Source organism: Vibrio sp. S12_S33, assembly GCF_963889785.1.
GTDB classification, from domain to species: Bacteria; Pseudomonadota; Gammaproteobacteria; order Enterobacterales; family Vibrionaceae; genus Vibrio; species Vibrio aestuarianus.
In genome coordinates, this window is record NZ_CAWPQZ010000005.1 from 1 (window position 1) to 12,468 (window position 12,468).

Annotated in this window: 14 protein-coding genes and 2 pseudogenes; 14 read left to right on the forward strand and 2 right to left on the reverse strand. The window is 43.4% G+C overall.

Translation table 11 applies throughout. The annotated features are described in order from the left end of the window. A pseudogene (locus AACW06_RS03595) lies at positions 1–195 on the reverse strand (IS1 family transposase); the annotation flags it as partial. Positions 196–536: 341 nt separating this feature from the next. On the opposite strand from AACW06_RS03595, the gene yiaK reads away from it, so the two are divergent. The 14 genes and pseudogenes from yiaK to AACW06_RS03665 all read left to right on the forward strand — a co-directional run. Further along, positions 537–1,538: a 3-dehydro-L-gulonate 2-dehydrogenase gene (gene yiaK / locus AACW06_RS03600; protein WP_192074025.1), complete on the forward strand. Its 1,002-nt coding sequence runs from the start codon at positions 537–539 to the stop codon at positions 1,536–1,538. Between the two features lie 24 nt (positions 1,539–1,562). Then, complete coding sequence (locus tag AACW06_RS03605) at positions 1,563–2,051, forward strand: TRAP transporter small permease (RefSeq protein WP_192074026.1); 489 nt, start codon at positions 1,563–1,565, stop codon at positions 2,049–2,051. Continuing rightward, a complete protein-coding gene (locus AACW06_RS03610) occupies positions 2,051–3,331 on the forward strand; it encodes a TRAP transporter large permease subunit (RefSeq protein WP_192074027.1) in 1,281 nt (426 codons plus the stop codon). Before AACW06_RS03605 ends, AACW06_RS03610 begins: the two co-directional genes overlap by 1 nt. Before the next feature lie 21 nt (positions 3,332–3,352). Further along, positions 3,353–4,327 (forward strand): TRAP transporter substrate-binding protein, encoded by a 975-nt coding sequence (locus AACW06_RS03615; RefSeq protein WP_192074028.1) that lies wholly within the window; start codon positions 3,353–3,355, stop codon positions 4,325–4,327. 89 nt (positions 4,328–4,416) lie between these two features. Then, positions 4,417–5,109 carry an L-ribulose-5-phosphate 4-epimerase gene (locus tag AACW06_RS03620; RefSeq protein WP_192074029.1) on the forward strand — a complete coding sequence of 231 codons (693 nt, stop codon included), beginning with the start codon at positions 4,417–4,419 and terminating at the stop codon, positions 5,107–5,109. Between the two features lie 10 nt (positions 5,110–5,119). Further along, complete coding sequence (locus AACW06_RS03625) at positions 5,120–5,941, forward strand: Cof-type HAD-IIB family hydrolase (protein WP_192074030.1); 822 nt, start codon at positions 5,120–5,122, stop codon at positions 5,939–5,941. Positions 5,942–5,958: 17 nt separating this feature from the next. Beyond that, positions 5,959–6,447, forward strand: a complete 489-nt coding sequence (locus tag AACW06_RS03630) for a YhcH/YjgK/YiaL family protein (RefSeq protein WP_192074031.1) — start codon at positions 5,959–5,961, stop codon at positions 6,445–6,447. Then, positions 6,447–7,940, forward strand: a complete 1,494-nt coding sequence (locus AACW06_RS03635) for an FGGY-family carbohydrate kinase (protein ID WP_192074032.1) — start codon at positions 6,447–6,449, stop codon at positions 7,938–7,940. The genes AACW06_RS03630 and AACW06_RS03635 overlap by 1 nt, the downstream gene beginning before the upstream one ends. Next, positions 7,933–8,577: a 3-keto-L-gulonate-6-phosphate decarboxylase UlaD gene (locus AACW06_RS03640; RefSeq protein ID WP_192074033.1), complete on the forward strand. Its 645-nt coding sequence runs from the start codon at positions 7,933–7,935 to the stop codon at positions 8,575–8,577. The genes AACW06_RS03635 and AACW06_RS03640 overlap by 8 nt, the downstream gene beginning before the upstream one ends. Positions 8,578–8,584: 7 nt before the next feature. Beyond that, on the forward strand, positions 8,585–9,343 hold the full coding sequence (locus AACW06_RS03645; RefSeq protein ID WP_192074034.1) for an IclR family transcriptional regulator: 759 nt from the start codon (positions 8,585–8,587) through the stop codon (positions 9,341–9,343). A gap of 9 nt (positions 9,344–9,352) precedes the next feature. Further along, a complete protein-coding gene (locus AACW06_RS03650; protein WP_192074035.1) occupies positions 9,353–10,222 on the forward strand; it encodes an L-ribulose-5-phosphate 3-epimerase in 870 nt (289 codons plus the stop codon). 10 nt (positions 10,223–10,232) lie between these two features. Continuing rightward, complete coding sequence (locus tag AACW06_RS03655) at positions 10,233–10,556, forward strand: hypothetical protein (RefSeq protein WP_192074036.1); 324 nt, start codon at positions 10,233–10,235, stop codon at positions 10,554–10,556. Positions 10,557–10,722: 166 nt separating this feature from the next. Beyond that, complete coding sequence (gene tnpA, locus AACW06_RS03660; RefSeq protein WP_192074037.1) at positions 10,723–11,160, forward strand: IS200/IS605 family transposase; 438 nt, start codon at positions 10,723–10,725, stop codon at positions 11,158–11,160. A gap of 38 nt (positions 11,161–11,198) precedes the next feature. Beyond that, positions 11,199–11,510: pseudogene (locus tag AACW06_RS03665) on the forward strand (transposase); the annotation flags it as partial. Here the strand turns inward: AACW06_RS03665 and AACW06_RS03670 are convergent. Beyond that, a complete protein-coding gene (locus AACW06_RS03670) occupies positions 11,488–12,279 on the reverse strand; it encodes a phytanoyl-CoA dioxygenase family protein (RefSeq protein ID WP_192074038.1) in 792 nt (263 codons plus the stop codon). The pseudogene AACW06_RS03665 and the gene AACW06_RS03670 overlap by 23 nt on opposite strands. Positions 12,280–12,468: the final 189 nt, after the last annotated feature.

The following is a 12,468-nucleotide window of genomic DNA, read 5'->3' on the forward strand; positions in this document are numbered from 1 at the left end:
CACCAGAGCTATTCATTGCCATATCAATGATTTGTTCTTTGACATTAGGCTTATATGCCTCGTAAGCGTAATCAAGCTGAAAGGAACGCTTACATTCTATGCAACGAAATCGCTGAAAGCCCGTTACCCCTTGCCGTGTTTACGTACATGTTCAGTTTGGTTACAAAATCGACATTGAACTTGAATGGTAGCCATGATTTCTTGTTTGAGGGTGAAAAGGTTACCTCTTTAACACAAGTTCTCCATGCTGGAGTTACGACCAAATTTTTGGTGCGGATCAGTGGTTATCACCACCGAGCTCTCAAACAGAATACCCATTTTCATCAAAACAAACCACATAAAGTAGATCTAAATCACACTAATTGTTTCACATTGCGGAATAAATCGGTCTTTTCATTCCTTTTTTTTAACCAGCTAACACTTATTAACAAAATGCTTAATAATAAAAAGATTCTCAACTTAGCTCACGGTTTTATTTCGGAATGCAACATACAATTTATTCCGTATTGTGGAATTAAACTTAGCGGAGAGATCAAATGCCATTGGTATCAACAGAAAAACTACAACGAGAATATGAACGAATTCTTTTAGCTCGCAACATGAAACCGGGGATGGCAACTAGGCTAGCCGCGGGTTTTGTTGAAATGGCAAACGAAGGGACGTATTCACACGGTATTAACCGTTTTCCAGTTTTTATTGATCAAGTAGACAAAGGGCAAATCAAGCTTAATGCAGAGCCAGAATGTGTGAATAGCATGGGCGCGTTAGAGCAGTGGGACTGTAACTTTGGCCCAGGAGTACTCAACGGATTAATTTGTGCTGAGCGTGCGATGGAACTAGCTCGTAACTACGGTATTGGCATGGTCGGTATGCGTAACTCTAACCATTGGATGCGCGGCGGAGCTTATGTGTTAAAAATGGCGCGTGAAGGCTTTGCTGGTATCGCTTCAACGAACTCTATTGCTGTTATGCCTGCTTGGGGCGGTAAAGACCATCGTGTCGGCTCTAACCCACTAATTATGGCTATTGCTGGTGATCCGCCGGTTGTTGTTGACTGCTCAATGACTCAATTCTCCTACGGACAACTGCAGAATTATGTTCTGGCAGATAAAGAGCTACCTGTTGTAGGTGGTTTTGATAACAACGGTGAGCTAACCAAAGACCCACATGTTCTTTGGGAAAACAAACGTCTTCTACCAATGGGTTTCTGGAAAGGATCTTCAATGGCCATCGTTCTGGACATGATGCTAACGGCGATCACTGGCGGTAACTCTGTTCCAGCCTTGACCGAAGATATGGGGGGAGAATTTGGTGTTTCTCAGTTTCTGATCGCTATCGACCTTAGCAAAACCATGGACAAGAGCCGTTATAGCGAAGAGATGAAGCGCATTCGCGACTATGTACTTGCTTCTGAACCAGCAGAAACTGGTTCTGTCATGATAGCGGGTTCTGAAATCCAGAACTTTATCGACAAACACGAAGCAGCAGGTGGCATCGAAATCAATGATGGTATATGGGATCAAATTACTTCTCTGTAATTCACCTAAAGTAGGGAAAGCTTTATGCAAAGTGTATTTAAGAGTATTTGGAAAAGCATCGACGTCATCATGGCAGTCATCCTGACTTGCATGATTGTCCTCGTATTTACCAACGTTGTATTACGTTACGGCTTTTCATCTGGTCTTCGTCCCTCTGTAGAACTATCTCGCCTTGGTCTTGTATGGATAGTCATGCTCGGTGCCGCCGTAGTGCTGCGTCGAGGTGAGCATCTAGCTGTCTCTGAATTTTCAGAACGGCTATTTCCAAAAGCAGTACCCATATTAAGACGACTTTGTTGGGTAGTAGTACTCGTATCGGTAGGCATGCTCTACATCGGTTCATACCGTCAAATGATGTCTAACTGGTCAGATATTTCTCAACTAACAGGGCTTCCTTCAGCGTTATTTTACTTAGCTGGCGTGGTGTCAGGTATGCTCATGGGAGTTATCGCTTTTGTGCGAATCTTCAAGCCAGACTGGCAGCTAGGTAGCTTAGAAGAGGAGAAAGAATAATGACATTAGCCATTTTCTTATCGGTCTTAATTGTCTCAATCTTACTTGGGCTCCCTGTCGCTTTTGCGTTGTTATTATCTTCTATTGCACTAATGGTTCATATGGACTTCTTTAGTGCTGATGTTCTTGCCCAGTCTTTGATTAATGGAGTAGACAGCTTCACGCTACTCGCAATTCCTTTCTTCCTCATTGCTGGCGAAGTCATGGCATCTGGTGGTTTATCACAACGTATTGTTCGTTTAGCAACAACCTACGTAGGCCATCGTCAGGGGGGGCTGGGTTACGTAGCCATTATGACATCTGTTCTTCTAGCGGGGCTTTCCGGCTCGGCGGTTGCGGATGCGGCAGCCTTAGTGAGTATTTTATATCCCATGATGAAAGCTGCAAAATACCCAGAAGCACCTTCAATGGGCCTACTTGCTTCCGGAGGAATCATTGCACCTGTAATTCCGCCTTCAATCCCTCTAATTTTAGTCGGTGTTGCGGGTGGTATCTCAATTAAAAACTTGTTTCTTGGGGGGATTGTTCCCGGCCTACTGATGGGCATGACGTTGATGTTTGTTTGGCGTATGACCGTAAGTAAAGAAAATTTGGACACATCGGATAAAGCAACAAAAGCCGAAAAGCATGCAGCACTTAAAGACGGTGTATGGGCTCTTTTACTTCCTGTAATTATCATTGTTGGGATTCGTTTCGGTATATTTACCCCGACGGAAGCTGCGGTTGTGGCAGCAGCGTATGCCATATTCATCTCAACATTTGTCTACAAAGAACTTACGATTAAAAAGTTCTACAACATCGTGATCAATGCTGGTCGCTCGACCGCTATGGTGATGTTCTTAGTGGGCTGCGCTATGGTGGCTGCGTGGCTGATTACGGTTGCACAGTTGCCTCAGCAATTAGCGGAACTGTTAGGTCCACTTGTGGATAGTCCTCGCCTTCTAATGGCAGTCATTATGTTACTCGTACTCTGCGTAGGCATGGTGATGGATTTAAGCCCAACGATTCTAATTCTCGTTCCACTGTTGATGCCTGTAATCAAAATGGCTGGTATTGACCCAACATATTTCGGTTTGTTGTTTGTTATAAATTGCTCAATAGGTTTGATTACACCTCCTGTAGGTACCGTACTCAACGTTGTATGTGGTGTAGCTAGAGTGCAAATGTCTACTGCTGTGAAAGGTGTATTGCCATTTATTGGTGCATACCTTGCTCTACTTGCATTATTTGTCATGTTCCCAAGCATTATCACTGTACCAATGTCATTTGTCATTGGTTAACCCTCGACGGAGAAAAACATAATGAAAACCCTACTTAAACTCACGTTACTTGCTTCAACCATCGCAATGAGCTCTAACATACTTGCTGCAACAACACTGAAATTGGCACATGCAGCACCTGAATCAGATTTACAACAAAATTTGTCGTTATTCTTCAAAAAAGAAGTGGAAGCACGCTCTAACGGTGATATCAAAGTGAACATCTACCCACAAGGTCAGTTGGGTAATGATAAACAAATGATCGATGGTACTCGTTCAGGCATTGTTGATTTATCAATGGTGGGCTTAAATAACTACAACGGTTTGATGCCGGAATCAGCAGCATTTACATTGCCATTTATGTTTCCAAATCGTGAAATGGCGTACAAAGTACTTGATGGCGAACCAGGCCAAGAAGTTCTTGTTAAGTTCGAGAAATTTGATCTTAAAGGTCTAGGGTTCCCAGAAAATGGTTATCGCAACATGACCAACAATGAGAAGCCTATTCGTACTCCAGCCGACGTAAAAGGTCTGCAAATGCGAGTCAATGGTTCTAAAGCACTGAACGATATGTTCAACGAACTTGGTGCTAACCCACAACAAATTCCAGTATCTGAGCTTTATACTGCACTTGAAACAGGCGTTGTCGATTCTCAAGACCACCCAATTTCTGTAACACTTTCGTTCAAGTTTAATGAAGTACAAAAGTATCTAAGTCTTACTCAGCACGCTTACTCTCCGCTGGTTCTTACTATGAACCTACGTAAGTTCAACGGTCTAAGCACTGAAGAGCAAAAGATCATCGAAGATGTCTCAGCAGAAGCAGTAGCGATGCAACGTAAGCTTAGCATCGAAAAAGAAGACGAGATGATTGCAGAGCTTGAAGCACAAGGTATGCAAGTAAACCGTGATGTCGATGGGGCCGCATTCCAACAAGCTATTGAACCAGTATGGAGTGCATTTATAGAGAAAAATGGCGACACCATGATCAATAAGATCAAGGCAGCTTCTATGTAAGCATTGCTACGGTTACCCAGACTCCTTCTGCTTCTGGGTAACCCCTCTTTTCAACTTCTTTTCGTATCACAAACATTGGTAATTTACTTATGTATCACGAATTAAAACAACGCGTAATCGAGGCAAATTTACAACTACCTAAATATGGTCTTGTTACCTTCACCTGGGGCAACGTATCAGAAATTGATCGTGAACTTGGTGTGATTGCAATCAAGCCATCAGGTGTGGAATACGATGTGATGACGGTCGATGATATTGTCGTTATCGATCTTGAAGGCAATCGTCTCGAAGGTAATCTGAATCCTTCAAGCGATACAGCAACGCATATTGAGCTTTACAAAGCTTTCCCTACTATAGGTGGCATTGTTCATACCCATTCACGCAATGCAACGATTTGGGCACAAGCAGGCCGAGATATACCGGCGCTAGGCACTACTCATGCTGACTATTTCTATGGTGATATCCCTTGTACACGTTTACTAAGCAAGGAAGAGATCGAGACCGATTATGAAAAAAACACCGGGCTCGTGATCATAGAAGAATTTAACCAAAGAGGTATTGACCCACAAGCGATGCCGGGAGCCATCATCGCTGGTCACGCTCCGTTTACTTGGGGTAAAGACGGCTCTGATGCCGTGCACAACGCAGTCGTCATGGAGGAAATTGCAGCTATGGCTACCGCAACTCGTGCTATCAGTCCAGAAGTCGCCATTCAACCCGAATTGCTCGACAAGCACTACAACCGTAAACACGGTAAAAACTCATACTACGGGCAGAAATAAGGACGTTCATATGTACAGGTTATTGGCGTTAGATCTCGACGGGACTGTGCTCAACTCTGAGCACACTATCAGCCAAGAGTTGGTGGAGACCATACAACAGATCGCGGTTAACACACATGTAGTGATTGTTACAGGTCGACACCATGTCGCTGCGAAGCCTTACTACGACCAACTAGGTCTATCGACTCCAATCATTTGCTGCAACGGTACCTATATCTTCGATTACCAAAATGACTCTGTCATTCAAGAAAATGCCATCGACAAAAATAAAGCCAAACAGTTCATCGCGCTCTCGCAAGCGCACGACCTAAAAATGGTGATGTATGTTCGCGATGCCATGATATACTCACGAGCGCGTCCTATTAACTATATGGAAGCGCTCGTGGCCTGGTCACAGACCTTTCCAGAAGACGGTCGCCCTAATATTCAAAAAGTGGATGATTTTCAACTTGAAGCACAACGCTCCGACTACGTGTGGAAATTTGTCGTTGAGGGTGAAGTTGATAGTTTCGCAAAATTGCCCTTTATCAAAAACCACTTCAATGGCGAGCGTTCGTGGATTGACCGAGTCGATTTTTCTGCAGCAGGCAATAGCAAAGGCAATGCGCTAAGCCAGTATGTTTTGTCATTAGGTATTGCACTAGATGAGTGTGTTGCTGTTGGCGACAATCATAACGATATCTCCATGCTGACAGTCGCCGGTATGGGTATCGCCATGCAAAATGCAGATGACACAGTAAAAAGTACCGCCAACCTTATCACTGAAAAAAACAATGATGATAAGCGTGGCTTGGCACAGTTATTAGGTCAACTCTTTATCAATACTCATTAATAAAAATCGAGAACTCTATGTTAGTTGGAAATACTCAACCTACATCAATAACCAAGTCGTATCCCGTTGTTATCCAAAACATCTTGGAATACTTAAATAGCCTTGATCAAGTGTCTCTCGCCTTAGGCCGTCACGAATTGCCCGGTTTTGATTCTGATAAAGCATGGTTTGTTGTACTGGAATATGACAAAGCGCCTTTGGAGAACTTCGAACCTGAAGTTCATAAATACCATTCTGATTTACAAATTGTGTTAAAGGGCAGTGAAACCATGGCATGGTCTATCGATACGGGTAAACACACGGACGCAAAACCCTATTTAGAACAACGAGATCTGCAATTCTACAACCATGACGGCATTGCATTAAACTTCATTCACGCTACGCCAAACCAATTTTACTTGTTTACACCCAATATCGTGCACATCACCAATATCCAAAATGATGATAACCAGCCAGTAAGGAAGCTAGTGGTTAAGATTCATAATGACCTACTGGAAGCCAAATAATGAATTACTATATCGGTATTGATTCCGGCGGAACCTTTATGAAAGCAGCGTTATTTGACGCTAAAGGTACTCAATGTGGACTTGCTCGCGTATCGGCGAGCGTCATCAACGATCAACAAGGTTGGGTTGAGCGTGATTTAGATGCACTTTGGCAAAATTTGGTTGACGTGATTAAACAGTTATTAGCTACAACTGACGTTGACCCAACCAGCATCAAAGGACTCAGCATTTCCGCGCAAGGAAAGGGCGTTTACCTACTAGATAAGCAAGGGAAAAACTTAGGCTACGGCATAATGTCTTCCGATTCGCGCTCTTTACCTATCGTCAAAGAATGGTTAGAACAAGGCGTTGCCGAGGCGATTTACCCAACGACTTTGCAAACACTTTGGACAGGACATCCAGTGTCTATCCTTCGCTGGATCAAAGACAATGATATCGAGCGTTACAACAACATCGGATCGGTACAGATGTCTCATGATTATTTGAGATATCGCCTAACAGGGGAAATTGCCGCCGAACTGACCAATATCTCAGAGAGTAACCTTTTCAATTCCATCACCGGTGAGTACGACAAAGCACTCCTGAGTACCTTCGGTATTGAAGAGCTCTGGGATGCTCTGCCCCCAATAGTAAAACCGCAACAACAAGCTGGCAAAATTACCGCTGCGATTGCTAAAGAAACAGGACTTGCCGAGGGCACTCCCGTATTCGGCGGCCTTTTCGATGTGGTTTCCACCGCGATTTGCTCGGGGATCAATTCGTCCGAAGACTCGCTCAATTATGTGATGGGCACGTGGGCAGTAACCTCAGGTATTTCAAAGCAAGTCACTAAAGAGCATCATAACTTTGTCTATGGCCACTACGCCATTGACGATGAATACATTATTCATGAGGCCAGTCCAACTTCGGCAGGCAATTACGAATGGTTTGCTGATTACCTTGGAAACAATGGTCAACTCGACCACGCACAAAACCAAGCCCTGGTGGCGGCATTAGCACCAGCGTCAAGCTCAGTCTACTTTGTGCCTTTCCTTTACGGTTCCAACCAAGGCCTTGGTCTGAAATCTGGCTTCTATGGCCTTCAATCTCACCACTCCAAAGGGCACTTAATCCAAGCTATTTGGGAAGGGATTCTTTTCTGCCACAACCTGCACCTTGAAAGGATGCGTCAGCGTTTTCCAAAAGCAAACGTACTTAAGGTAACAGGTGGCCCATCCATGAGTCCCATCTGGATGCAGATGTTAGCCGACCTTACCGGTATGACGGTGGAGATATCTGATGTTGATGAAACCGGCTCTCTAGGTGCCGCTATGATGGCTATGGTTGGCTCAGGAGAATTTGAGTCGCTTCAGGAATGCACCAATCGCATTACAAACTCGGTGTCACGCATCGAGCCAAATCCAAAAAACTATTCAAGTTACCAAAAGAAATACAACAACTACCAAAAACTGGTGCAGTTATTTAAACAATTTGAGGATGAAATCAATGCCTAAACCTTTACTGCAAATGGCACTTGACGCAACTGATCTCAATGCGGCTCTCGCATCGATCGAACATGTCGCGGACAAGCTTGATGTCATTGAAATCGGTACTATTTTGGTTTTTGCTAATGGCGTGGACAGTGTGAAAGTCCTTCGCGAAAAATACCCAAATCATACCGTCGTCTGCGACATGAAAATAACCGATGCAAGTGCCATTTTAGCGCGCTTGGCGATGGAAGCTGGCGCCAACTGGGTCACCGTAAGCGCTGCAGCTCATATTGAAACCATACGTTCAGCGAAAAACGTTACTGATGAATTCAATGGCGAAGTGCAAATTGAGCTATATGGGCATTGGACGTTAGATGACGCCAAAGCGTGGGTCGAGATGGGAATTACCCAAGCCATTTATCATCGTTCGCGTGACGCAGAGCTCGCTGGCGTCAATTGGACCCAACAAGATTTAGCCAAAATGCAGGAATTATCGAATTTAGGAATTGAACTATCCATTACTGGTGGTATTGTGCCTGCCGATCTGCATTTGTTTAAGAATCTTTCTGTTAAGTCATTTATTGCTGGTCGAGCGTTAGCTGACAGCAATGGCCGTGAAGTGGCTGAAAGTTTTCACCATGAAATAGAAAAACATTGGTAACACGCATATGAGTGAGCAAATTAAATCACTGTCTAAATCATTGACTGTACTTGAATTTCTAGGGAACTATCCAAACGGTATTTCTCTACAAAAAGTGTCAGAAGGCACTGGCTTTAATAAGTCTTCAGTCCATCGTATTTTGGCAACATTTGAAGCTTCAGGATATGTTGCTCAAATGAGTTCTGGTAAAGAATATCGTCTCACTATGAAGCTAGTACAGCTCGGGCATGCTGCGATTAACTCGGATGTAACAGGAGCGGTGAAACCCTTTCTATCTGAGCTACTTAACGACGTTAATGAAACTGTGAATTTTCTATCGTTTGATGCTGACAATATCATCTTCAAAGACAAGTTCGAGCCAGTCAACGCCGCCTTTCGAACTCGTACCTATGTGGGGTTGCATTCTCCTATGTACTGCTCAGCAGCCGGGAAATGTTACCTCGCATTTAGCTCCGATGCGGTACGAGAGACTTATTGGCAACGTAATACCAGTACAATGAAGCCGTTAACTGAGAATACTATTCTAGATAAATCTCAGTTCTTTAGCATTCTTGATCAAATCAAAGCCCGTGGCTATGCCTTAGATGATGAAGAGAACGAGGCGGGTATTTCTTGTGTGGCTGTCCCTATTTTCGACAAAAACAAATCTCCTGTATACGCGGTCAGTGTCTCTTCACTAACGCCAAAAATGAAAGCGTTAGGTTATGAAGGTATTGCCAAAAAAATCCAAGGCATAACAGCGCGTATAGAACAACAACTCTTTTAAGGAAAAAGAATGTTTGATTCTAAAAACAAATTCAGATTAGGTATTTACGAGAAAGCAATGCCGGCTTCTCTCACTTGGGAAGAACGTTTTATTTATGCTAAAGATGCAGGTTTCGATTTTGTTGAAATCTCTGTCGATGAAACCGATGAGCGTCGTGCACGTCTCGATTGGTCAGACGAAGAAATTTACGAACTTCGCCGCTTATGTGAAAAGCATCAAATGCCATTCCAATCAATGTGTCTAAGCGCACATCGTAAATTTCCATTTGGCTCTATGGATGAAGTCATTCGTACAGAATCTTTCATCATCATGGAGAAGGCCATTTCTCTTGCATACAAACTGGGTATCCGCTGCATTCAAATGGCGGGTTACGATGTGTATTACGAGCAACAATCTGCTGAAACACACGCACGTTTTATCGATGGCATGAAGCAAGCAACTAAAATGGCAGAACGCGCAGGTATTATGCTTGGTGTAGAGATCATGGATACACCTTACCTCAACTCGCTCAGCAAGTTTGAGGTGCTAAAACGTGAGATCCCATCTCCTTACTTCATGGCCTACCCTGATGTCGGCAACATCTCCGGTTGGAATTATGATGTATGTACTGAATTAAAGCTTAGCCGCGACCACTTAGTACAAGTTCACCTAAAAGATACGCTACGTGTTTCTGAAACCTGTAAAGGTCAGTTCCGAGATCTTGTGATTGGTGAAGGTCAGGTCGACTTTCCTGCTATTTTCAAAACATTAGTAGAGATTGATTACAGTGCACCACTTGTGATCGAAATGTGGGCTCAAAATGACAACTGGTTAGAAGATATCAAACAAGCGAAAGCAACCTTGACATCTATCGCTAACCAATCTGGATTTGAACTGTAAGGGAGTGACCATGACTATTTTTCGTACCGCATTTTTCGAAGCCGATCTAACCGAGGCGCAGAAGCAAGACTTCTACCAATACATGGAAAACGAAGTCGCACCGATCATTCGTACTTTTCCTAATAATCAGGGTTTAACTCTTAATAAGCCTGAAGCGATTGAAGCTGAAAGTCACAAAAACCTTCTACTTATGATGCAACACAGCTACGAAAGCGAATCAGCAATGGCTGAAGCACTGGATTCTGATGCTCGTATTAAAAGCATGCATGCAACCAAGGTGATCATTGAGAAATACAATATTCATGTTCACCACATCAATTTCGTGCGCGACTAACCCCTAGCGTCTCATAAAAAGCAGAAGTTCAACTTCTGCTTTTTTATTGTCATCCCTAAACCACCGCCTTGGGCGGTGGTGATTGAACCTTGGGGCTATTGCCCGAATGAGTGCCCATGCTAGAAGTAAGCCTCTTATTCACCATAAGTAAGAGGAAACTAAAAACATGGGCGATGATAGAAGTTCATCACATGTATATTGGCGTTGCAAATACCACATAGTTTGGACACCGAAATACAGATTTAAGATCTTGAAAGGGAATGTAGGTAAAGAGCTTTATCGCTCAATCTATATTTTGTGCAATATGAAAGATTGTGAAGTCGTGGAATTAAATGTTCAGCCGGATCACGTTCACTTGGTTGTGATAGTTCCACCCAAAGTTTCGATATCAACGTTGATGGGAGTATTGAAAGGGCGTTCAGCAATCCGTTTGTCTAACAAGTTCCCACATATAAGAAAGAAACTGTGGGGTAATCATTTTTGGGCAAGGGAATACTTTGTTGACACAGTTGGTGTGAATGAAGAAATCATCAGGCGTTACGTAAGGCACCAAGACAAGAAAGATCAAGAATATGAGGCACAGTTAGAGTTGAAGATAAGCTAGCAGCGCAGGGATGCCCCCTTATTAGGGGGCTATCCCCGTTGGAGCAAAAAGTTCACTTAATTCTTGATGGCGCAGCCTATTATCAGTCAAGGTTGGTGAAAAATGCGGTGAAAGTGCTCAATATCGAGCTTCATTACTTACCACCTTACAGTCCAAATTTAAATCCAATCGAGCGGTTATGGAAAGTGATGAATGAGAATGTACGGAATAATATTTACTTCCCCTCCAAGCAAGCATTTACTTCAGCCATCAAAGAGTTTTTCGATGTAACATTACCAGAAGTTGCAGGTTCACTTGTATCCAGAATTACGGATAACTTTCAGATTTTTAAACCTGCATCTTCAAGTTAAACGGGTATACATCTAGTAGCCATTTTTGAGCCGGAGTTAAGCGTCTAGCGGTATGTTCCGTAAGCCACTTTTGTTGATCTTGTTGCGCTGCATCATCTCGGTCGATATATAGACCATGCAGCACACGACGACGTGTTCCTGCGTAATTAATGGTGCCGCCATGCCAGGTGTGAGCGTTGAAAATCATCACGCTGCCAGCCGGGCACTCTAGATAGATTTCGTCAGGGTGCGCGCTTTCTACATCGTCTAAAACTTCTTCAGGTAACTCTGGACGTAAATGAGTGCTAGGGATAATTCGCGGTGCGCCGTTTTCACGAGTTAGGTCGTCAATTGCCCAAATAGAGTTAACTAAATGAACTTTAGGAAAGTCGGGACGTGGCTTTTTCCAATCGGCGTGCAGCGGTTGATGACCACAGTCAGGATGCGCTTCGCGCGCGTTGAGGCTAGATATTTTAAAAGCGCCACCAAATATGTGTTTACAGGCAGCGAGAGCAAGCGGGTGCGCCCATACCTTTTCCCACACTGTGCCTTTATTGATTAGGTTCGCGACTCTTGTTACGCCTTCTTCTTGGTGATGTTCAATCGCCAAGTTTTCACCTTCTCGTTCAACGAGTATGTCGATAGTTCGACGCATCTCTTCAAGCCAATCATTATCGATTACGTTGTGGATGACTGTGAAACCTAGTGTGTCTAGCTCGTGAATCATCTGTGGAGACAGTTCAAGATCTGCACCGAGCGCGTTTAAATGCGTTTGAGCGATTTGTGTCATGTAAGGTACCTTTTAATATTATTTTTAGTGCTGATTTCAACCACCAAAATAATGGACATTACGCGTTTTATAAGTAGGGGGATTGTTCGAAATACTGGATATTTGTTGATTATTGAATAAAGTGTGATTTAGTACATATCCTTAAGGTTATTGCTCGAATATCTTGTTGTAAGTTAATGGCTACAATGC